9 protein-coding genes are annotated in these 23,337 nt (G+C 73.5%); all 9 read right to left on the bottom strand.

From position 1 onward, the window contains the following. Nucleotides 1-2: 2 nt before the first annotated feature. Nucleotides 3-3,359 carry a non-ribosomal peptide synthetase gene (locus tag IH09_RS03000; RefSeq protein WP_052853670.1) on the bottom strand — a complete coding sequence of 1,119 codons (3,357 nt, stop codon included), beginning with the start codon at nucleotides 3,357-3,359 and terminating at the stop codon, nucleotides 3-5. Further along, nucleotides 3,356-8,200: a type I polyketide synthase gene (locus tag IH09_RS02995; protein ID WP_052853669.1), complete on the bottom strand. Its 4,845-nt coding sequence runs from the start codon at nucleotides 8,198-8,200 to the stop codon at nucleotides 3,356-3,358. Before IH09_RS02995 ends, IH09_RS03000 begins: the two co-directional genes overlap by 4 nt. 2 nt (nucleotides 8,201-8,202) lie before the next feature. Then, the gene (locus IH09_RS02990) at nucleotides 8,203-16,932 is read right to left on the bottom strand and encodes an SDR family NAD(P)-dependent oxidoreductase (RefSeq protein ID WP_318279373.1); all 8,730 of its coding nucleotides are present in this window, start codon (nucleotides 16,930-16,932) and stop codon (nucleotides 8,203-8,205) included. A 217-nt stretch (nucleotides 16,933-17,149) separates the two neighbouring features. Next, nucleotides 17,150-17,635, bottom strand: a complete 486-nt coding sequence (gene mce / locus IH09_RS02985; protein WP_240150933.1) for a methylmalonyl-CoA epimerase — start codon at nucleotides 17,633-17,635, stop codon at nucleotides 17,150-17,152. Nucleotides 17,636-17,751: 116 nt separating this feature from the next. Beyond that, on the bottom strand, nucleotides 17,752-18,972 hold the full coding sequence (locus tag IH09_RS02980; RefSeq protein WP_052853668.1) for a beta-ketoacyl-[acyl-carrier-protein] synthase family protein: 1,221 nt from the start codon (nucleotides 18,970-18,972) through the stop codon (nucleotides 17,752-17,754). Next, the gene (locus IH09_RS02975) at nucleotides 18,972-19,211 is read right to left on the bottom strand and encodes an acyl carrier protein (protein WP_172451154.1); all 240 of its coding nucleotides are present in this window, start codon (nucleotides 19,209-19,211) and stop codon (nucleotides 18,972-18,974) included. Before IH09_RS02975 ends, IH09_RS02980 begins: the two co-directional genes overlap by 1 nt. An 80-nt stretch (nucleotides 19,212-19,291) precedes the next feature. Further along, complete coding sequence (locus tag IH09_RS02970) at nucleotides 19,292-20,368, bottom strand: beta-ketoacyl-ACP synthase III (RefSeq protein WP_110952027.1); 1,077 nt, start codon at nucleotides 20,366-20,368, stop codon at nucleotides 19,292-19,294. A gap of 687 nt (nucleotides 20,369-21,055) precedes the next feature. Next, on the bottom strand, nucleotides 21,056-21,976 hold the full coding sequence (locus IH09_RS02965) for a ParB/RepB/Spo0J family partition protein (RefSeq protein ID WP_110952026.1): 921 nt from the start codon (nucleotides 21,974-21,976) through the stop codon (nucleotides 21,056-21,058). 504 nt (nucleotides 21,977-22,480) lie between these two features. Further along, entirely contained in the window at nucleotides 22,481-23,212 is a 732-nt protein-coding gene (locus tag IH09_RS02960; protein WP_052853666.1) for a CDP-alcohol phosphatidyltransferase family protein, read from the bottom strand. Nucleotides 23,213-23,337 lie beyond the last annotated feature (125 nt).

The following is a 23,337-nucleotide window of genomic DNA, read 5'->3' as shown; positions in this document are numbered from 1 at the left end:
GGCTACCTACCGTTCCTCGATCGCGCCCGGCGGTCAGCGTTCTGCTGCCGCCGGTTCTGGGTCTGCCGTCGGCTCTCGGCGCGCTGCCGGGCGCCGCGCGTCGGGTCCGTCCCCGGTGCCGGGGGGCGGTCGAGACGCTCCGTGAGGGAGCCGATCGTCGGGTACTGGAAGAGTTCGACCATGGACAGCTCGTGTCCGAGGTCGCCGGCGAGCCGGACGCGGAACTCGGCCATGAGCAGCGAGTGCCCGCCCAGGTCGAAGAAGTTGTCGTGCGCGCCGACCCGTTCGACGCCGAGCAGCTCGCGCCACATCCCGGCGAGGGCCGCCTCCAGCCCGTCGCGGGGCGCCACGTACCGGGTCCGCAGTGCGGGGCGCTCCCCCTGCGGTTCGGGCAGGGCGGCCCGGTCGACCTTGCCGTTGGGGGTGAGTGGCAGTTCCGGCAGGACGACGAGGACGGCGGGCACCATGAACTCCGGCAGCCGTTCCTTGAGATGGGCGGTCAGCACGCCGGTGTCCGGCTCCGGGCCGCCGTCCCCGGTCAGGTAGGCGGTCAGCCGCGTATCGCCGGCGGTGTGCTCGCGGGCGACCACGACCGCCTCGCGCACCGCCGGGTGCTGGGCGAGCACGGCCTCGATCTCGCCGAGTTCGATGCGGAGTCCGCGCAGTTTGACCTGGTGGTCCAGGCGGCCCAGGAACTCCAGTGCCCCGTCGCTGCGATAGCGGGCGAGGTCCCCGGTGCGGTACAGGCGCGCCCCGGGCTCGCCGTCGAACGGGCTGGGGACGAAGCGTTCCCCGGTCAGCTCGGGCCGGCCCAGGTAGCCGCGGGCGAGGTTGTGCCCGCCGATGTACAGCTCCCCCGGGACGCCGTCGGGCACCGGCCGCCGCCGCCGGTCCAGGACGTGGAGCCGGGTGTTGGCGATGGGGTGTCCGATCGGGACCGGGCCGGGCCCGGCGTCCGGGCGGCAGGCCCAGGCGGTGACGTCGATGGCGGCCTCGGTCGGCCCGTAGAGGTTGTGCAGTTCGGCCTGCGAGCAGGCGAAGAAGCGCTCCTGGAGCTGTTCGGGCAGCGCCTCGCCGCTGCAGAACACCCGGCGCAGACCGGTGCACCCGGCGGCCCGCGGCTCCTGGAGGAACAGTTGCAGCATCGACGGCACGAAGTGCACCGTGGTGATGCCCTCGGTGCGGATGGCCGAGGCGAGGTAGCCGCTGTCCTTGTGCGCCTCCGGGCGGGCGACCACCAGGACCGCGCCGGTCATCAGCGGCCAGAAGAACTCCCACACCGATACGTCGAAGGAGAACGGCGTCTTCTGCAGCACCCGGTCGGTGCCGTCCAGCCCGTAGGTGTCCTGCATCCACAGCAGCCGGTTGCGCAGCGCCGAGTGGATGTTCAGCACGCCCTTGGGGCGGCCGGTGGAGCCGGAGGTGTAGATGACGTAGGCGAGGTCCTCGCCCGCGACCGTGACGCCGGTGGCCTCCGGGGACTCCCGGTCCAGTTCCCCGGCGAGTTCGTCCACGCACAGGACCTCGGCGGACACCCGGGGCAGCCGCTCCAGGACCCGCCGCTGGGTGAGCAGTACGGGCGCCTTCGCGCCGTCGAGCATGTACGCCAGCCGGGCCGGCGGGTAGCCGGGGTCCATCGGTACGTACGCGCCGCCCGCCTTGAGGACCGCCAGCAGGCTGACGACCAGTTCCGTGGAGCGCTCCATGCCGACGCCGACGAGGGTGTCGCGGCGCACGCCGAGCCGGACGAGGCGGTGGGCGAGCTGGTTGGCCCGCCGGTCCAGTTCACCGTAGGTGAGCGACCGCCCCTCGAAGCGCACCGCTTCCGCCCGCGGGTGCCGCCGGGCCCGCTCCTCGAAGAGCTCGTGCACCAGACCCGCGTCCGGCCAGTGGCGCTCGGTGGCGTTGCGCTCCACCACGATGCGCCGCCGCTCGGCGTCGTCGAGCAGTTCCAGGCTACCGACCGGGGTGTCCTGGTCGGCGACCACCAGTTCCACCAGCCGCCGGAAGTGGGCGGCCAGACGGGAGATGGTCGCCTCGTCGAACAGGTCCCGGTCGTACTCGAACCAGCCGGTCAGCCGTCCCGCGTCGGCGAAGAACTGGAGTTCCAGATCGAACCGGGCGCCCCGGGCGCTGAGCGGCAGCCGGCTGATCGCGATCCCGGCCATGGCCAGTGCGGGCAGCGGGTCGCTCTGGTAGGAGAGGCTGACCTGGAAGAACGGCGGGCGGCTGAGGTCGCGTTCGGGCCGCAGCGCCGCCACGACCTTCTCGAAGGGGATGCCCTGGTGGGCGTAGGCGCCCAGGCAGGAGGCCCGGACCCGCCCGAGCACCTCCGCGAAGCCGGGTTCGCCGTCCAGGAGGGTGCGGACCGGGAGGGTGTTGACGAAGAAGCCGATGAGCGGTTCGACCTCGGCGCGGCCGCGGTTGGCGGTCGGCACGCCGACGGTCACCTCGCCCTGGTTGCTGTAGCGGTGCAGCAGGACCTTGAAGACGGCCAGCAGCGCCATGTACGGGGTGGCGCGGTGTCTCCTGGCCACCGCGGCGAGCTCCGCCATCAGCTTCTCGGGGAGTGCGAAGGGGACGGAGGCGCCGTTGAATCCCTGGACGGCGGGCCGCGGCCGGTCGGTCGCCAGCTCCAGGGTCGGGTTCGCGCCGGCGAGGTGTTCCCGCCAGTGCTCCAGGTCCTGGCGCGGCCCGTCGGCGTCGAGCCCCTCCTGCTGCCAGAGGGCGAAGTCCCCGTACTGGATGGCGAGTTCGGGCAGCGGCGAGGGCTTTCCGGCGCTGAACGCCGCGTAGAGCGCGGAGAGTTCGGAGACCAGGACGCCCACCGACCAGCCGTCGGCGACGAGGTGGTGCATCGCCAGGGCCAGGACGTGTTCGTCGGGTCCCAGCCGCAGCAGGCGGAACCGCAGGAGTGGTCCGGTCGCCAGGTCGAAGGGCCCGGCGAGCGCCTCGGTGATGCGCAGCTCCAGCTGATCGGCGGCCGGCCGCTGGCCGCCGAGGTCTATTTCCGGGAGCTCCAGGGTGAGTGCGCGGCGGACGACCTGGATGGGGCGGCCGTCGCGCAGCCGGAAGGTGGTGCGCAGGGACTCGTGGCGGGCCACGATCTCGTTGAGGGAGTCCAGCAGCACCGTGGCGTCCAGCGGCCCGCGCAGGTGCAGCGCGGCCGGGACGATATAGGCGGGGTTGCCGGGGCGGAGCTGTTCGAGGAACCAGATGCCCTGCTGCAGTACGGAGAGGGGGAAGGTGTTCTCCGCGTCCCGCGCGTCCGGGGCGAGACCGCGTTCGCGCATCAGCTTCTCGAACAGGGCGCGCTTCTCCGGGGACAGCGCCGCCAGGCTCGCGTCGAGGTCGGTCACTTCGGCCCCTCCTCTCGCCGGTCCTGCTGCCGGTCCTGCCGGCCGCGCACCCGCTCCTCCGGGAGCCCGGCGAGCTCGGCGAGGAGTTCGGCCGCGGCGTCCTCGTAGCGCGGTGCCTTGCGGATGCCGGTGTCCCCGGCCGCGGCGCCGGGCCCGGCCGACAGCCGCGCCATGATCTGTTCGACGATCCGCTCCACCGAGGCGTCCTCCTTGAGGAAGGCGGAGATGGGCAGAGAGACGCCCGGCCCGCCCTCGATCTCGTTCTTGAGTTCCACCGCCATCAGGGAGTCGACGCCGAGGTCGAGCAGCGGCTGGTCGGCGGACGGGCGCACGGACTGCGCGTCCAGTGCCGCGGTGACGCTGCGCAGCAGCCGCTCGGAGAGCGCCGGTGCGCGCTCGGGCCCGGGGAGCGCGCACAGTTCGTCGCGGGTGATCAGTTGGCGGGAGCGGCGGGCCACGGCCCGCGCCGCGGGCACGCTGCCCCGGCCGCCGACCAGTTCGGACAGCAGGGCGGAGCCGGAGACCTCCTGATAGCGGCGCCCCCAGTCCGGCCAGTCGACCGGCACCACCGCGATCTGCGCCCCCTCGTGGCGCAGCAGCCGGTGGAAGACGCGCAGCGCCTGGCCGGGGCGCAGGGTGCCCATACCGCGGCTGAGCCCGGGGGTGGACCCGGCCTCCCGCGTGGCCATACCGGTGTCCCGCCAGATGCCCCAGTTGACGCTGAGCGCGGGCAGGCCCCGGGCGCGGCGCAGTCCGGCCAGGGCGTCGAGGAACGCGTTGGCCGCCGCGTACGCCGCGAAGAACGGGGAGCTGAGCAGGGAGCTGGTGGAGGAGCAGAGCGTGAAGAAGTCCAGTTCCCGCTCGGCGAACCGGCGGTGCAGGACCCAGGCGCCCAGCGCCTTGGCGCGCAGATGCCACTCCAGGGCGTCGGGCTCCAGGTCGAGCAGGGGGACGGCATCGCCGACGCCGGCCGCGTGGACCACACCGCGGACCGGGGGGTGGCCCTCCTGCTCGTACCGGTCGAGGAAGGCGTTCACCTGCTCCTCGTCGGAGACGTCCAGCGGCTCCACGCGGACGCTCACGCCCAGGGACTCCAGCTCCCGTACGGCGGCGACGCGGTGGGCCGCCGGGTCGTCGGCGGGCAGCGCGGTCCAGGTGCCGCGCGGCGGGAGGCCGGTGCGGCCGACGAGGATCAGCCGGCGGGCACCGGCCAGTGCCATGGAGCGGGCCACGGCCAGTCCGATGCCGCCCAGGCCGCCGGTGACGAGGTAGGCGGCGTCCCGGCGCCATCCGAAGCCGCGCCCGGGTGCCTCGGGGGCCGGTTCGCGCACCAGGCGTGCGAGGTAGCGGTGTGCGCCGCGCAGGGCGGTCTGGTCCTCGCCGTCGCCGCGCCCGATCTCGGCGGTCAGCCGGGCCGCGAGGGCCTGCGGTTCGTCGCGTGGGTCCAGGTCGATCAGTCCGCCCCAGATCGCGGTGTGCTCCTGCTGGAGCGAACGGCCCAGGCCCCACAGGGTGGCCGGCGCGAGGGCCGGGACCGCGGGGCCGTCCTCGCCGGTGCGGACGGCGCCGCGGGTGACCAGCCACAGGCGGGCCGGACCGGTGGCGGTGGTCCGGGCGAGGGCCTGGGCGGCGCGTACCGCGCTCATGCAGCCGTCGTGCTGGGCCCGCAGCAGCGCGGCCCCGTCGGCCGGTTCGCCCGCGCCGGTGTCCAGGCTCCACAGGTGGACGACCGCCAGGCCGCCCGCGGTGTCCGGGCCGAGCTCCGCCAGGAGCCGGGCGAGGTCCTCGGCCGTGTCCCGGCGGACGGTGGCCTCACCGGTGCCGTCGTAGTGGTACGCAGTGCCCGGTACGGCGCGCACCCAGCGGTCGCCGCGCTCGGTGAGCACGGCGGCGACGGCGTCGGCGACTCCGGTGCCGTCGGCCAGGAGGAGCCAGGTGCGCCCGCCGCCGCCCGGCCAGGGCGCGGCCCCGTCCGGGGCCTGCTGCCAGGCGAGCCGGTGGAGCAGGTCCTCGTCCTCGAACGCGTCGGCGCCGTCCGGGGCGGCCGGGCCGTCCTGGGCACAGGTGTCCACCTGGCCGCCCGCCGCCTCGACAGCGGCGTTGCGCGGCGCCCGCCAGCAGGAGGTCTGCTCGAAGGCGTAGTGGGGGACGCGGACCTTGGTGCGGGTGTAGCCGGCGTCGAAGCCGGCCCAGTCGAAGTCGCCGCCGGCGGCGTGGAGTTGCGCGACCGTGGCGGAGAGCACCTGCCAGTCGTTCCGCTGGGGCCGCAGGCTGGGCAGCAGCAGCGCGTCGTGGCCGGGCGGCAGCATGTCGCTGACCAGGCCGAGCAGTACGGGGGCCGGGCCGACATCGATGAACGTGCGGTAGCCCAGGCCCAACAGGGTGGAGATACCGGCGGCGAAGCGCACCGGGCGGCGGGCGTGGCGGCACCAGTAGTCGGCGTCGGGCGCCTGGTCCCACTGCCACAGTTCGCCGTCGAGGTTGGAGACGAGGGGGATGCGCGACGGGGTGAAGGTGATCTCCTCGGCGGCGCGGCGCAGCGGTCCGAGGACGGGCTCGATCAGCGGGGAGTGCGAGGAGGTGGTGATGTGCAGCGGCTTGGCCCGCACGTCCCGCGCGGCGAAGACCTCGCAGACCCGCTCCACCAGCTCGCGGTCGCCGGAAACGGTGGTGCTGGCGGGCCCGTTGACGGCCGCGACGGAGATCCGGTCCGGCCAGTCGGCGATCTCCTCGGCGACCTCCAGTTCGGACGCGGAGATCGCGGCCATCGCGCCGGTGTCCGCCAGCGACTGCATCAGCCGGGAGCGGGCGACGGTCAGCTTCAGCCCGTCCGCCAGGCTCATCGCGCCCGCGACGCAGGAGGCGACGTACTCGCCGAAGCTGTGGCCGAGGACGGCGACCGGTTTGATTCCCCAGGACATCCAGAGCTGCGCCATGGCGTACTCGACGGCGAAGACGGCCGGCTGGGCGTAGCCGGTCTCGTTGATCTCCTGGGAGCCGGGGTCGTCCGGGTACAGCACGGACAGCAGCGGCTTGGCGAGCAGCGGCCGCAGGATCTCGGCGCAGCGGTCGACGGCCTCGCGGAAAACGGGCTGGGTCTCGTACAGGCCGCGGGCCATACCGGTGCGCTGGACGCCCTGGCCGGTGAAGAGGAACACCGTTTCGCAGCCGCGGGCCTCGCCTGAGGCGGTGCCCTCCCCCACCGGTCCGCCGCTGGTGAACGCGGCGAGTTCGGCGGCGATGTCCTGCCGGGTGGCGCCCGCGACGGCCAGGCGGTGGCGGAAGAGGGACCGGCCGGTGTTGGCGGAGTAGCACACGTCGGCGACGCTGTCGGTGCCGTCGGCGCCGAGGTGGTCGCGGTATCTCGTGGCGAGTTCGGCCAGCGCCTGCTCGCTCTTGGCGGAGAGGGCGAGCACGGACCGGGGCCGGGTGTCGTCCCGGGGCGCCGCGGCCCGGTCGGGGGCCTGTTCCAGGATGAGGTGGGCGTTGGTGCCGCTGAAGCCGAAGCTGCTGACGCCCGCGAGCCGGCGGCCTTCGGTGGCGGGCCAGGGCGTCAGTTCGGTGGGGACGGCGAAGGTGGTCCCCTCGAAGGAGATGTCGGGGTTGAGCTCCTCGAAGTGCACATTGCCGGGGATGGCGGCGTGCTGGAGGGAGAGGACGACCTTGATGAACGCGGCGATGCCCGCGGCCGCCTCGGGGTGGCCGATGTTGGTCTTGCAGGAGCCGAGGCAGACCGGGCTGCCCTGCGGGCGGCCGTAGACGTCGGCCAGGGCCTCGACCTCGATGGGGTCGCCGATGCGGGTACCGGTGCCGTGCGCCTCGACGAAGTTCACCTCGTCGGGCCGGACACCGGCGGCGGTCACGGCGGCGCGCAGCACCTCGCGCTGGGCGGTGCCGTTGGGGGCGGTGAGCCCGGCGCTGCGGCCGTCCTGGTTGAGCGCGCCGCCGCGGATCAGGGCGAGGACCGCGTCGCCGTCGCGGACGGCGTCGGAGAGCCGCTTGAGGACGACGACACCGCAGCCCTCGCTGCGTACGTAGCCGTTGGCCGAGGCGTCGAACGCCTTGCAGCGCCCGTCGACGGAGACCATCCGGCCGAACTGCGAGAAGGAGACGCTGGGCAGCGGCGAGACGATGACGTTGACACCGCCGGTCAGGGCCAGGTCGCACTCCTTCGTGCGCAGGCTCTGGCACGCCTGGTGCACGGCGACCAGGGACGAGGAGCAGGCGGTGTCCACGGCGACGCTGGGGCCGTGCAGGTCCAGGGTGTAGGAGATGCGGCCCGGCAGGACGCTGTGCGCGAAGCCGGTGGTGGCGTGGGCGGTGTAGTCCAGCGGCGTGTGCAGGGTTTCGGTGGCGAAGTCGAAGCTGGCCACGCCCATGAACACGCCGGTGCGGCTGCCGGCCAGGGAGGACGGGGCGATGCCCGCGTTCTCCAGGGCCTCCCAGGCCACTTCCAGGCTGATGCGCTGCTGCGGGTCCATGAAGACGGCCTCGCGCCGGGAGATGCCGAAGAAGCCGTGGTCGAAGCGGTCGATGTGGTCCAGGAAGCCGCCCGACTTGGTGCTGACCTTGCCGGGGGCCGGGGTCTCGCTGAAGAACGCCTCGGCGTCCCAGCGGTCCGCGGGGATCTCGGTGACCGCGTCGATGCCCTTGCTCAGCACCTCCCAGTAGGTGTCGGCGTCGACGGCGCCGCCGGGGAAGCGGCAGCCCAGACCGACGATCGCGATGGGTTCGGTGGCGGCGTGCTCCAGGGCGTCGAGGCGGCGCTGCGTCCGCTCCATCGCCACGTAGGCGCGCTTGAGGGTGGCGGCCGAGGTCTGCTTGTCTTCCGGCGGGGTCATGCTCAACGCCCTTCGTCGATCTGCTGCGTCTTGGCGAGGAGGAGCGCCTCGATGTCGCTGTCGGAGAGTCCGTCCAGCTCGCTCCCGATGTCGTCGGCGGGCGGCTCCGCGGCTGCGGCCCCGGCCGGCGGGTGGGCCGCTTCGGCTTCCAGCGCGATGTCCATGCGCTCGGCGAGGAAGGGCACCAGTACGTCGATGGTGGGGTAGCGCCAGGTGATGGTGGCGGGCAGTTCGATCCGCAGGGTGGACTCCAGGCGCTTGCGCAGTTCGAGGGAGAGCAGGGAGTCGAAGCCCATCTGCGTCAGGGGCGCGGTGGGGTCGACCTTGGCCGCCTCCAGGCGCAGCACCCGTCCGGCCTCCGCCCGGCAGTGCTGTACGAGGAGGGTGCGGCGGCGCCGTCCGGGTTCGACGGCGAGCAGCTTGTGGCGGACCTCGCCCTGGGGCCGCCGCCCTTCGGCGCCGGCCGCGGCCGGGGTGCCGAGGAGGGAGGTGAGCAGCCCGGAGACCAGGCCGCCGTCCGCGGCCGCGCGCAGCCGGCCGTGGTCCAGGGGCAGCACGGCGGCCTGGGCCGTGGGGGTGCGCAGCAGCCGGTCCAGTGCGTCGATGCCGTCCCGGGGGCGCAGGCCGAGGATGCCGCGGGCGGACAGGGCGCCGCCCCGGTCGGGGCGGGCCGCGAGGCCGGCCTCGGCCCAAGGGCCCCAGTTGACGCTCAGGGCGGGCAGGCCGCAGGCGGCCCGGTGGTGGGCGAGGGAGTCCAGGAAGGCGTTGGCCGCGGCGTAGTTGGCCTGACCGGCCGAGCCGATGAGCGAGGCGGCGGAGGAGTACAGGACGAAGAAGTCCAGCTTCCGGTCCGCAGTGGCGCGGTGCAGGTGCCAGGCGCCGGCGGCCTTGGGTGCGGCCACGGTCTTGAAGCGGTCCGCGTCGAGCCGGCGCAGCAGGCCGTCGTCGAGGGTGCCCGCCGCGTGGAAGACGCCCGCCAGGGGCGGCATGGTCGCGTCGATCTCGTCGAGGAGGGCGGTGACGTCTTCCTGCCGGGAGACATCGGCGGCCCGGACGGCTATCCCGGCCTGCTGGGCGCGGAGTTCGTCCAGCGTCCGGGCGGCCTCGGGCGAGGGTCCGCCGCGGCCCACCAGGACGAGGTGGCGGGCCCCTTGGCCGACGAGGTAGCGGGCGGTGTGCAGGCCCAGTGCGCCCAGACCACCGGTGATCAGGTAGGTGGCGGCGGCCTTGACCGGGCCGTGGGAGCGGACGGCGACCGTCGCGGGGGCGGTGTCGTCGGGGCGGAGCACGATCTTGCCGGTGTGGCGGGCCTTGGCCATGTGGGTGAAGGCGTCGGCGGCCTGCGCGTAGCGGAACCCGGTGACCGGCAGCGCGGTGAAGTCGCCGTCGGCGAAACCGCGTTGCAGCAGGGCGAAGAGGTGGGCGATCAGGCGGGGCTGTTCGGCGAAGGAGCGCTCCAGATCGACGGCGAAGAAGGACCGGTTGTGCTTGAGGAAACCGAGCCCCAGCTGGTTGTTGTCGTAGATGTCCTGTTTGCCGATCTCCACGAACCGGCCGTTGGGCGCCAGCAGTGCCAGGCTGCGGGTCAGTGCCTCGCCCGCGAGGGAGTTGAGGACGACGTCGACGCCGTAGCCGTCGGTCAGCTCGCGGATCTCGTCGGCGAAGCGCAGCGACCGCGAGTCCATGACGTGCCGGACGCCCAGGCTGCGCAGCAGTTCCCGCTTCTCCTCGGTGCCGGCCGTGGCGTAGACCCCGGCGCCGTTGCGGCGGGCGACCTGGAGGGCGGCCAGGCCCACGCCGCCGGTCGCGGAGTGGATGAGCACCTTGTCGCCCTCGCCGAGGTGGGCGAGGTACTCCAGGCCGTACACCGCGGTCAGGAACGCGATGGGCAGCGCGGCCGCCTGGGTGTCGGTCAGCCCCTCGGGGCGAGGGGACACCAGGGCGGCGGGGGTGGTCGTGTACCTGGCCATGCCGGAGGTGGCGACGGCCATGACGGGGTCGCCGGGGCGCAGGTCCACGCCGTCGCCGACGGCGACGACCCGGCCCGCGCACTCGCCGCCCAGGGGGACGCTGCCGGAGGGCGCGCCGGGGCAGATGTCCATGGCCTTGAGGACGTCGTTGAAGTTCAGCCCGGCGGCGGCGACCTCGATCTCTACCTGTCCGGGGCCGGGGGTCCGGCGCTCCCACAGGGTCGGCGCCAGGCTGTCGAGGAGGCCCGGACGGGTGGCCAGGATGCGGTGGTTGGCGTCCTCGCCGGGGGCGAAGGGGCGCTGCTCCCAGGTGTCCGCGTCGTCGCGTTCGGGGGCGCGCCAGGTGTCCAGGTGGGGCAGGAGGCGTTCGCCGGCGCGCAGCGCGAGCTGTTCGTCGTCACCGGGGCGCAGCAGTTCGCCGAGGAGCCCTGCCGCGTCGCCGTCACCGGCCGGGTCGAGGTCGACGATGGTGGGCCGCAGTTCGGCGTGTTCCAGCCGCAGTACCCGGGCCAGGCCCCACAGGGGTGCCTGGGCGAGGGCGGGCGGGGCGTCGTCGTCCCGGACCCGCTGTGCACCGCGGGTGGCCAGCAGGAGGCGGGGGGCGGTGGTGAAGTCCGCCGCGGCCAGGGCCTGGACGAGGTGGAGCGCGGTGACGCAGCCGCCGTCGCGGGGGCTCCACAGGGACTCGGGCACCGCGTCGCCCGCCTTCTGCTCGTCGCGGGCGTCCAGGGACCAGGCGTGGACGACGCCGGCCGGGGCGGAGCGGGCCTCCTGGAGGTCGCCGAGCAGCGCGGTGTAGTGCTCGGGGCGGGCGGGGTCGATCTCGTAGTGGTGGCGGCCGAGTTGGCGGTACCGGTCGCCGGGGGTGACGGTGACGGCGGTGCCGGCCGCGGCCTTGATGCGGGTGCGCAGGTCGTCGCTGACGCCGGTGCGGTCGGCGAACAGCAGCCACCAGCCGGCGGCCGCTTCGGTGTGCCGGGTGCCGGTGTCCCCGGTGGCGGGCCGCCAGCTCAGGTCGAGCAGGGCGTCGGCGACGGTGTCCTGTTCCCGGCCCTGGCCGAGGGGTTGGAGGGCGATGCCGCCGACCTCGCCGATCCGGGTGCCGGACGCGTCGAACAGGACGACCGTGCCGTGGACGGTGCCGTCGTCGCCGGGCCGGGCCTCCTCGGTCACCGCGTGCGCCCAGCGCGGGGCGGCGGTGGGCGGGGTGAGGGTGAAGCGGCCGACGCCGACGGGGAGGTAGGTGGCCGCCTGGCCGAGGGCCGCCGCCAGGGCCTGCAGGCAGCTGTCGAGCAGGGCGGGGTGGACGAGGTAGGGGTCCCGGTCGTCGGTGAGTTCGGGCAGCGGCCGCAGGGCGACGAGGGCCTCGTGTGCGCCGCGGCGGATGTCGGTGATGCCCTGGAAGGCGGGTCCGTACTGCAGGGCGGCCCGCTCCAGCGCGGCGTAGTGGCCGTCCGCCGCGACCGGCTGTGCGCAGCGTTCGCGGACGTTCTCGGGGGTGTCCGCGGGGCGGGGCGGGGCGTCGGTGCCGCGGGCGGCCAGCCGGTATCGGCCGTGTGCGGCCTCCTCCCAGTTCTCGGCGTCGGCGGCCTGTCCGCTGCGGCTGAAGAGGCGGAGGGAGCCGGCGTCGCCGGTCTCGGGGAACAGGACGAGCTGGAGGGTGCTCTCCTCGGCCGTCTCGGACACCACCGTCATCCGGCTGAAGCGGACGTCCTCGATGACGGCGCGCCGGTCGCCGAGGACGCGCCGGGCCGCGGCCAGGGCCGCGTCGAGCACGAAGCCGGCCGGCAGCACGGCGGTGCCGCCCACGCGGTGGTCCCGCAGGTAGGGGAAGCCGTCGAGGTCGATGCGGGCGGACCAGTAAGAGGCGCGGGGGGCGACGGCGGAGCGCATGAAGGTCTCCAGCGCCGGATGGCCGTGCTGTGCCGGGCCGCGCCGGCGGCCGGAGGTCTCCGAGAGCCAGCAGCGTTCGCGCTGCCAGGGGTAGGACGGCAGCGCCGTCATGGGGCCCTCGGTCCCGTACAGGCGGGCCCAGTCCACGGGGTAGCCCGCGCTGTAGAGGCGGCCGACGGCGTCCAGTACGGAGTGCCGCCCGGAGGTGTCGCGGCGCAGCGAGGACACCACCACGCCGTCCGTCTGCTGGGCGGCCAGCCGTTCGGAGACGGCCTCGACGAGCATCGGGTGCGGGGAGATCTCGACGACGGTGTCGTGGCCGGAGTCGGCCAGGGCGGTGACCGCGCGGTCGAAGAGGACCGGCGAGGTGAGGTTGGACGCCCAGTACCCGGCGTCGAGCCGGTTGCCGTCGATCACTTCGCCGGTCACGGTCGAGAGCATGTCGATGGCCGTCGCGCGCGGGGTGAGGCCGGGCAGTGCCCGCCGCAGTTCGGCGGCGACCGGTTCCATCAGCGGGCAGTGGGAGGCGAATTCGACCGACTCCAGGACGCGGCAGAAGACGCCGTCGGCCGCCAGGTCGCGGGCCAGGTCCTCCAGGGCCTCGCGCTCGCCGGAGAACACGGTGGTGCCGGGGCTGTTGGCGGCCGCGATCCAGACGGGGGCGGAGCCGCGGCCGTCGAGGATCTGCCGGGCCCGGACGTGCGGTACGGCGGCCATCGCCATCCGGCCCCGCCCGGCGGCCGAGCGCAGTACGCGGCCGCGGTGCAGGGCCACGCGCAACGCGTCCTCCAGGCCGATGGCGCCGGCGATGTGCGCGGCGGCGATCTCGCCGACGCTGTGGCCGACGACGGTGGCGGGCTCCACTCCCCAGGACCGCCACAGCGTGGCCAGGGCGATCTGGACGGCGCACAGGGCGGGCTGGCCGACGTCGGTGTGCAGCAGCCGGGCGCCGTCCCGGCCGGCCGTCAGCTGTTCCGTCAGGGACCAGTCGGTGTGCTTGCGCAGCAGCGCGTCGCAGCGTTCGAGAGCGGCCCGGAACGCCGGTTCGGTGTCGAGCAGATCGGTGGCCAGCGGCCACCACAGGGGGCCCTGCCCGGAGAAGACGAAGGCGGTGCGGGGGCGGCGGCCGACGCGGCGGGGGCCGGTGGACAGGCCGGGTGCCTCGTCGCCGTCGCCGAAGGCGAGCAGGGCGCGGCGGAGGTCCGCCAGGGTGTCGCCGACGGCCGTGAGGCGGTGGTCGTGGTGGTCGCGGCGGACGGCGGCGGCGAAGGCGAGGCGCCGCGGTGCGAGCGCCGCGGCGGGGCCGGCGAGGTGGTCGGCGTAGCGGGCGGCGAGGTCGCGCAGCGCCTCCGGGCTGCGGGCGGACAGCGGCAGCGCGTAGGCGCCCGCGCCGTCGGCCTGCGGCGGGTCCGCGGCGGGCCGCGGTGCCTCCTCGACGACGACGTGGGAGTTGGTGCCGCCGAAGCCGAAGGAGCTGACGCCGACCAGGGCGGGCCCTTCGGTGCCGGGCCAGGGCTGGAGGGTGTCGGCCACCCGCAGGGCCACCTCGTCGAAGGGGATGTGCGGGTTGGGTTCCTTGTAGCGCAGGCTCGGCGGCACGATCCGGTGGCGCACCATCAGCGCGGCCTTGATCAGTCCGCCGATGCCGGCGGCGGCCTCCATGTGGCCGATGTTGGACTTGACCGACCCGATCAGGCAGGGCGTGCCGGCGTCCCGGCCGGCGGCGAGCACCGCCGCCAGCGCCTTGGCCTCGATGGGGTCGCCGAGCATGGTGCCGGTGCCGTGCGCCTCGGCGTAGTGCACCCGGCGCGGGTCGATCCCCGCGTCGGCGTAGGCGGCGCGCAGCACCGCTTCCTGGGACTGCGGATTGGGGGCCATGATGCCGTTGCTGCGGCCGTCCTGGTTGACCGCCCCGCCGCGGATGACGCCGTAGACCGGGTCGCGGTCGGCCAGTGCCCGGCTCAGGGGCTTGAGGACGACGACGCCCGCGCCCTCGGCACGTACGTAGCCGTTGGCGCTCGCGTCGAAGGTCTTGCAGCGGCCGTCGGGTGACATCACCCCGGCCTTGCTGAAGTTGATGGCGAAGGCCGGGGACAGGATGAGGTTGACGCCGCCGGCGAGGGCGACGGAGCAGTCCCCGCGGGTCAGGCTCGCGCATGCCTGGAGCACGGCGACGAGGGACGAGGAGCAGGCCGTGTCCACGGCCATGCTGGGTCCGCGCAGGTCGAAGAGGTAGGAGAGGCGGTTCGCGGTGATGCTCAGCGCGCTGCCGGTGCCGGTGTAGGAGTCGATCCCTTCGAGGTCGCCGAGCTGGAGGGTGGCGTAGTCGAAGGTGGAGACGCCGATGTAGACCCCGGTGCGGGTGCCGGCCAGGCTCTGCGCGGGGATTCCGGCGTCCTCCAGCGCCTCCCAGGCCACCTCGGCCAGCAGCCGCTGCTGGGGGTCCATGCGGGCGGCCTCGCTCGCGGAGATGCCGAAGAAGTGCGGGTCGAACCGGTCGGCGCCGTCGACGAATCCGCCCCAGCGGGTGGTGGTTTTGCCGGGGGCCGCGGGGTCGGGGTCGAGGAACTCCTCGGTGTTCCAGCGGTCCGCGGGCACTTCGGTCACCGCGTCGCGGCCCTCGGTCAGGAGTTCCCAGAAGGTCCGGGGGCCGTCGACGCCGCCGGGGAAGCGGCAGCCGATGCCGACGATGGCGACGGGTTCGGCCGGGCCGAGTGGCTGCGGAAGCTGCCGGGGGGCGGCGGTAACGGCCGGAGCGGCGGCTTCGGTTGAAGCGGTGCCGACGGCCGGTGCGGTGCCGGCGGCCGGTGCGGCGGCCGCGGGCCCGGTGCCGTCCGGGGTGTCCAGGAAGCGGGCCAGCGCCTCGATCGTCGGGTACTCCCACAGCACCGTGGCCGGCAGGTCGCGCCCGAGCCACTGCTCCAGCTCGCCGAGCAGGGACACCATGGCCACCGACTGCAGTCCGTAGCCCGCGAGGGGCCGGGTGGTGTCCACCTCCGCCGCGGGCAGGCCCGACCGGTCGGCCAGCTCCCGGGTCAGCCACTCCTCGATGCGGGCCCGGCCCGGGGACGGCGGCTCCGTGGCGGCGGGCCCCTGCCGCGCGGTGCCGCGCTCCGCGGCCGCGTCGAGGAGGGGTGGCGGCCAGGTGGCGAGGGTGGCGAGGCTGCCGTCGAGGAACGCGTCCAGGCAGGCGGCGCGCTGCAGCTTTCCGCTGGAGGTCTTGGGGACCCGGCCGCGCCCGGTCAGGGCGATGTGGTGCACCTGGAGGCCGAACTCGTCGGCGACCTTGGCGCGCAGCGCCGCCATGATGCCCTCGGTGTCGAGGTCCTCCGGTCCGCCGTCGACCTCGTGGACGATCAGCAGCCGTTCCGCGCCGTCGATGTGGCGGGCGCCGGCCACCCCGCAGCCGGCCCGCAGGGCCGGGTCGGCGTCCTCCACGGCCCGCTCGATGTCCTGCGGGTAGTGGTTGCGGCCCGCGATGATGATGACGTCCTTGATGCGGCCGGTGACGTGGAGTTCGGTGCCGTCGAGGAAGCCCAGATCACCGGTGCGCAGGAAGGGTCCCGCGCCGTCGGCGGTGCGGCCCGCGAAGGTCTCCTCGGTCTCCCGGGGGCGCTGCCAGTAGCCCTGGGCGATGCTCGGTCCGGACACCCAGATCTCGCCGACCCGGCCCTCGGGGAGGGCGGTGCGCGTCGCGGGGTCCACGATGGCGATCCGCTGGCCGTGCAGCGAGCTTCCGCAGCCGGCCACCTGCCGGGCGTCCTCGCCGGGGCCGGCGTCGGCGGCGCGGTGCGCCGCGAGGGCGTCGGCCGCCAGAGCGCGGACGACCGGCCGGGCGGTGCGGTCGCCGCCGGAGACGACGAGGGTGGCCTCGGCCAGGCCGTAGGCCGGGTACAGCGCCTCGCGGCGGAATCCGGCGGGGGCGAAGGTCTCGGCGAAGCGGTCGAGCGTGGTGGCGCGGACCGGTTCGGCGCCGTTGAGCGCCAGCCGCCAGCCGCTGAGGTCCAGCGTCTCCGGGTCGGCCTCGGATGCCTTCGAGATGCACAGGTCGTAGGCGAAGTTGGGGGCGCCGCTGAGGGTGGCGCCGTGCTCCGATATCGCGCGCAGCCAGCGGAGCGGGCGCTTGAGGAAGGCGAACGGCGACATGAACGTCACCGGGTAGCCGCCGAAGGCCGGCGCCAGCAGTCCGAAGATCAGTCCGAGGTCGTGGTACGGCGGCAGCCAGGACACCATGTGGTCGCCGGGGCCGGCCGCGAACAGCCGCTGGTTCTGCTCGCGCAGATTGTGGATGAGGTTGCCGTGGCCGACCATGACGCCCTTGGGACGGCTGGTGGAACCGGAGGTGTACTGGAGGAAGGCGAGGTCCCCTCCGGTGATGTCCGGGTGCCGCCAGGCGTCCGCGGCGGTGGCCGGATCCGCGCCGAGGTCGTCGACGCCCAGCCACGTCAGTCCCGCCAGTTTCGGGGCGAGTTCGGCGTAGCGGGGCGCCATGGCGACGACCGACGCGGGTGCGAGCACCACGGCGGGCCGGGCGTCCTCGATGATGCCCGTGAGCCGGGGCAGGGTCCGCTTCAGGAAGGCCGGGTCCGGCGGATAGACGGGGACGGCGGTCACCCCCGCGTAGAGGCAGGCGAGGAACGACGTCACATAGTCGAGTCCGGCCGGGCACAGGATCAGGGCCCGCTCCTTGGGGGCGACCCGGTCCTGGAGGGCGGCCGCGAGGGCGCGGACCCTCAGGTCGAGCTCGGCGTTGGTACCGCCGAGCGGCTCCCCTTCGCCGTTCGCGAGAAAGCGGAAAATCCGTTCCCCGGGCCGGCCGGAAAAGATCTCACGGAAATGTTCGACAAGCGTTTCCGAATCCCGACCCACCGCAGACCTCTCCGTCGATTGCGAGCGAACATGCACAGCCGCCCCCCATTTTCCACGCGAATAATTCCCGAACCCCTGAGGGACTTCACGGAGTTACCCGATGCCGGCCCAAAGGTCTTCCTGAACCCGGACACAGGAATTCCGGTTGCTCGGTGTACTGCTCCATTGCCGTACCGGCGTACCGGCGCGGCCTTCGTGAAGCGGAATCCGGGAAATCTCAGTGGTCCGCGGCCGGGGCCGGCTCCACCAGCTCGACCAGCAGCCCGCCGGCGTCCTTGGGGTTCACGAAGTTGACCCGGGAGCCCGCCGTGCCCCGCCGCGGCGCGTCGTACAGCAGGCGCACCCCGCGCTCGCGCAGCGCCGCACCGGCCGCCTCCACGTCGGTGACGGTGTACGCGATCTGCTGCACGCCGGGGCCCGAGCGGTCCAGGAACCGCGCAATCGTCGACGTCGGCGTCAGGGGTGCGAGCAGCTGGACGCACCCGCCCGCCGCGTCGTCCCCGACCGACATCATCGCCTCCCGCACCCCTTGTTCGTGGTTCTCCTCGATATGGGTGCAGCGCATGCCGAACACCCGCTGGTAGTACTCGATCGCCTCGTCGAGGTCGGCGACGGCCATGCCGAGGTGGTCGATGCGCAGCAGGCCGATGCTCCGCACCGTCTTTCCGGTCACATCCATGGAAGCGCCCGTCACACCGGTCATTCCGCTCATTGGACGGCAGGGGAACACTGCCCTTCGGCCGTACTCCCCTCCTCCTTTCTCGAAGGTTCGAAAATTTCCCGGCCAGTTCTTTCTTGCGCTGCTTCTCTTTCGTTCGCTCAGGCCGCGGCGATGGCCAGCGTGGCGTTCTGACCGCCGAATCCGCAGGAATTGCTCAGCGCGAGTTCCACCCGGGCGTCGGTCCGGGTACGGGCGACACCGATGTCCATCCGCGGGTCCAGCCGGGACAGGTTGGCGGTGGGAGGCACCACCCCTCGCTCGACGGCCAGGACGGCGAACGCGGCCTCCACCGCACCCGCCGCGCCCAGCAGATGCCCCGTCACGCCCTTGGTGGAGGTGACGAGCGGGTCCGCGGTCAGCACCCGGTTCAGCGCCTGGGCCTCGACCAGGTCGTTGAGCTGCGTGGAGGTGCCGTGGGCGTTGACGTGCCGGACGTCGGCGGGGGTGGCGTCCGCGTCGGCCAGCGCCGCGCGCAGGGCCCGCTCGACCCCAACGCCCCGGGGGTGCGGGCTGGTCATGTGGTGGGCGTCCGCGGTCGCGCCGTAGCCGACGATCCTGCCCCGCACCCCGGCGCCGCGGGCTCGGGCGTCGGCGGTGCGCTCCAGCACCAGGACGCCCGCCCCCTCGCCCGCGACGAAGCCGTCGCGGCCGACGTCGAACGGCCGGGAGGCGGTCGCCGGGTCGTCCTCGCGGCGGGAGAGCGCTCCCATCTGCGCGAAACCGGCCATCACCAGGGGCGTGATCATCGCTTCGCTGCCGCCCGCCAGTACGACGTCACACCGGTCCAGCGCGAGCAGGTCCCGGGCCGTGCCGATGGCGGTGGCCCCGGACGCGCAGGCCGTGGCCACCACCAGATTGGGTCCGGTGGCCCCGAACTCCATGGCGGTCTGGCCGGCCAGCATGTTCGGCAGCTGCATGGGCAGCAGCAGCGGGGAGACCTTGGCGACGCCACGGTCCCGCAGGACGTCGTGCTGCTGCTCCACCGTGCCCGGCCCGCCGTCGGCGCAGCCGAGCACCACCCCGACCCGCGCACCGTCCCAGGAGTGCGGGTCGAGCCCGGCGTCGGCGAGCGCCTCGCGCGCCGCCACCAGCGCGAACTGGACGAATCTGTCCAGCCGGTAGGCGCGGCGGGCGCCGAGGAGGGCGTCCGCGTCGAAGCCGGGGACCCGGCACGCGAGCCGTACGGGGTTGCCCGCGAGCCCGGGGTCCAGGGCAGCCGTCGGCCGGCCCTCGCAGACCGCCGCCCAGCTCGGCCCGACTCCGACGCCACCGGGGGTGACCAGGCCGATCCCGGTCACCGCGACATCGATCCCGGACATCAGGCCGTGGTGCTCCGCTCTTCCATGAGGCGCACCATGTCCTTGATCGTCGGCGTCTCCAGCAGTTCGTCGTCGCCGATCCGCAGACCGCAGTTCTCCTCCAGCATCAGCGACAGTTCGACCATCGCCAGCGAGTCCAGCTCGATGTCCTCCCACGTCGCCTCGGGCGTGACCTGCTCCGGCGCCACCCGCAACTTGGTGACCAGGATTTCCTTGAGTTGCTCGAACTGCACGGACACGGTGCTTCCTTTCCTGGGAGCCTCTGGGCATCGGGGGTCCGCACGGCGCGTCCGCACGTGCGGACGGATCGGAGGGCGGTTCAGAGGGCCTTCACCTCGGGCCACACCACGGTGGTCGCCCCCCAGGCCAGTCCCCCGCCGAACGCGGTGAGCAGGACGCGGTGACCGGCCGTCAGCCGGCCCTCGGCCGCGGACTGCGCCAGCAGGAGGGGGATCGACGCGGCGCCGGTGTTGCCCACCGTCTCGATATTGGAGAGCTGCCGCTCGGGGGGCAGGCCCAGCCGCTCCGCCACGGTGGCGAGGATGCGGGCGTTGGCCTGGTGAGCGGCGAGCCGGTCGACATCCGCCAGCCGCCACCCCGCGCGGGCGACCGCCTCCTCGGAGGCGGCCAGCATGTGCATCACCGCGTGCCGGTAGGTGTCGCGGCCCCGCATCCGGAAGAACTCCTCCCCCGGCTCCGGTGCGGTGGCCGAGGAGCGCTGGCGGGAGCCGCCCGCGGGGACTTCGATGAGGTCGCTGAGCGTTCCGTCGCTGCCGAGCACGACCGGGCCGACGGCACCCGGCTCGTCCGCCGTACCGGCCCGCAGTACCACCGCGCCCGCACCGTCCGCGAAGATCACGGCGGTGCCGCGGTCCAGCGGATCGATGATCGTGGTGAAGGCGTCGGCCGCGACGAGCAGCACCCGTCCGGCAGTTCCGGCGGCGATCAGGCCCGCGGCGGTGGCCAGTCCGTAGAGGAAGCCCGAGCAGACGGCGGCGATGTCGAAGGCGGCGACGCCGGCCAGCCCGAGGCGGGCGGCCACGTCCGGCGCGGTGGCCGGGCACGGCCGGTCGGAGGTGGTGGTGGCCAGCACGACGGCGTCCGCCCCCGGCTCGCCGGCCGAGGCCAGCGCCCGCCGCCCGGCTTCCACCGCGAGGTCGGAGGTCGCGGTCCCCGCGTCGACCACGTGCCGGGTCGCGATGCCGGTCCGGCTGCGGATCCACTCGTCGGAGGTGTCCAGCCGCTTTTCCAGGTCCTGGTTGGTCACGACTCCGGGTGGCACGTACGAGCCGATCCCCGCGATGACCGCGGCGCGTCCCCCCGGCGGGCCGGTGGCCCCATCGCGCCGGTGGTGCGCCAGGACCGGGTCCGCTGCCGGGGCCGTCGGTTCAGTCATGTCGCCGGGTGGTCCTTCCTGCTGGGGACGCCCTGGGCTCGCGGCGGCCGGGAACGGGATGCGCGGGGCGAGAGGGCGGCGGTGGAATGCGGGCACGGCGGGTACCTCACTCGCCCCCGCGTGGGCGGCCGTCACGGCGCGCCGGAGAGGATCGGGGAACGGTGCGCATCGCCGCGGAACGGCGGCGCGGTCGAATACCGGTACCGGTCAGACCGGCAAACGGATCGTCCCGGGATACCCAGGAATCCGCATTCCGTCTGCCGAAGTCATTTCTTTCCCCCGTCGCCGTATCCACTGAATGCGTTGGCGCAATATGGCTCAACCAAACGTCTACCGCGTACTCCCTAACTTCTACTCATCTCGCATACGAGCAGCAAGCCTCGACCACGCGAGAACCGCACACTTGTACACAACTCGGCGCCCGAGCAGGGGAAACTCCCGACGTCGCGGAGGCTGCAGGGTTTTCCCGCTCCCCGGAGGCCGGCGCAGATCCTCCCGGAGGGGCGGAACAGGCCGCCGCGGCCGCCATTTCCGGCGTCCCCGGACCTGACCGAACGCCGACATCCGGTCCGCGTCGACACGCGGCCCGCACGCATCACGAAATGACAGAAGGCTGTTGCGCACACGGCCTGTGTGCTCAACAGCCTTCAGAAGCGTCCTGCGAAGTGGCCCCCGGCGCCGGCCCGGCTAACTCTCGTGGAGACGTCGCTCCTCCAACTCCTGGGCGAACCTGAGCCATTGCTCGCCGCGTCGGCGCGCCGCCCGCACCACATCGCACGCGCGGTGCGTGGGCACGCCCGTGGCGAGCCACTGCCACTGCTCCGGTTCGATCGGCTGGCAGCTGAGCAGCCTCAGCAGCGTCCGCCCGGACTCCCGGAAGCGCAGCGTGGGGTCCTTGCGCATACTGGAGAGGATCAACGAGTCGCTCTCGGAAGGGAGTTCAGGGACCTTATCCCCTTCTTTCGCCCGATCGTGTGTACCCTTGGGATCGGAGTCCCGCCACTCCGCGGCCCGCAGTTTGGGCGGTACGGGATCCTCGCCGTCCTCCAGCCTTTTGCGTACGTCCCGGGCGGTGGCGACGGCGATGCCCGCGACCTCGGCGACCTCCCGCAAGGAGGCGTCGGGACGCTCGGCGATGAACTCGCCGGCGCGTCTGCGGCCTTCGGCGGCGTTGAGCGGGCGCACCCGCCCATCGCGTCCGGTCCGGGTGTTCGACTGGCCGGCGTCGTCAGTTGAACGGGCCCGCAGGGCGCCGACCCCGCTCGGTGAGATCCCGGCGATCTCCGCGATCTTGCGGTCGGACCAGTGCGGGTGGGTACCGATGATGCGGGCGGCCGCCGCGGTCCGATCGGCCTGCGAAAGGGGCCTGCCGTGCCGGGTGTTGAGTTTCACGGCCATGACGAAGGCGTCCTCCGGGGAGCCGTCGAAGAACCGTGCCTCGATGTGCTCGTCACCCCGCAGCAGAGCGGCGCGCACGCGGTGCAGACCGTCGATCACATGCATCGTGGGCCGGTGCACCACGATCGGCGGCAGGGGCATATCCGTCTCGGCCAGCGCATGGGAGTGGTGGGGATCCTCGCCCGCCAGCCGCGGCGACCCGAAGTACAACAATGATCGTACGGCCACTATCTCGGTGACGTACTGCCGTAATTCACCACCGTCCCGATGCTCCGTGCCCAATCCAGTCAATACGTCAGACACCGCTGCTCCCCCTTGGAGCGTCGAGCCGAAGAAATACTTCAGCACACTTGTGATCACGTAGAGAACTGCCGGAGGCGACCAAGCGAACAAAGAGAAACGGAATTTACGGTTCCCTCATCGTCCGGAATTGCGTTTTATTTCAGTCATATGGGACTGCCGAGCCGCGGGACCTCGGGCCCCGGATGAGATAATTCCAGATTTCCCTTACCCGGTTGCCATATCGAAGCGCACGACGAAAGGCGCGCGGACCTCGGCGCCCATGCGCAGGCCCGGGGTGATGGCCGGGCCCGAAGGACCGGGCGCAGCGCGACGCGGGCCCCACCGACACGCCATGGTCGAATCAGGGTGCGCTTACGTCAAGAGAGAACAAGGCCAATCACAATCGATCGAAGCGCATGGCCCAATCCCACCTCACACCGCTTGACGCGGCCCGCACCGCCGCAGCCACACGACGTCCCGCCCGAACGACCACACGAGGGCGGCCAGCGACAGTCCGAGCAGCAGCCTGGTGGCCACCGGCGGCAGGACCCCCGCGCTCGCCACGACGAGGACGATCCCCTGGAGCGCGGCCACGGCCTTGCGGGCGCAGCTCAGCGGCAACGCGGCCCGCAGCCACGGCAGCAGCCGGGCCGCCCCCACGAAGGCGTAGCGCATGGCGCCGATCACCAGCACCCACGCCCCCTGGGACACCGCCACGAAAGCGCTCAGCACCAGGATCAGAACGGCATCGACCTCCATGTCGAAGCGCGCCCCCACCGCGGAGGCCGATCCGGTGCGCCGCGCCACCCGGCCGTCGACCGCGTCCATGACCAGCGCCACCGCGGCGAGGACGACCATGGACGCCACGGTGAGCGTCCGCCGGTCCGCCACGGCGCTCGCCGCCAGCGCCGTCACCCCGCACACCAGCCCGGTCCGCGCCAGCGTGACGCGGTTCGCCGGCCCGAGCGGCCGCGACCACGTCCTGCGCAGCGACAGCGCCAGCACCACCCAGGTGGCGGCGGCGAACGCCGCGCCGGCCAGCCAGCCGGCCGGCCCCAGTCCCACCCCGACCCACAGCAGCGCCAGCAGGGCGAACTGCGCGCCCACGCCGATGGTCAACTCCTGGCTGAACTGGCAGGTGCCGCTGAGGTCTTGAGCTGCCACCACGTCTCCTTACAGTGTGGCAAAGTGAATCGGCGCGCCTCAGCGTATCCGCGTGCCTGCCGGGTCTCGGGGACCACAGCCCGGCCCCGCCGGGGAACGATGGCGTACCGCCCCGCCGCCACGGA

The organism is Streptomyces celluloflavus (assembly GCA_000720995.1).
Lineage (GTDB): Bacteria > Actinomycetota > Actinomycetes > Streptomycetales > Streptomycetaceae > Streptomyces > Streptomyces celluloflavus.
The sequence above is the reverse complement of the archived record's forward strand: the minus strand, read 5'-3'. Positions and strand labels throughout refer to the sequence as shown.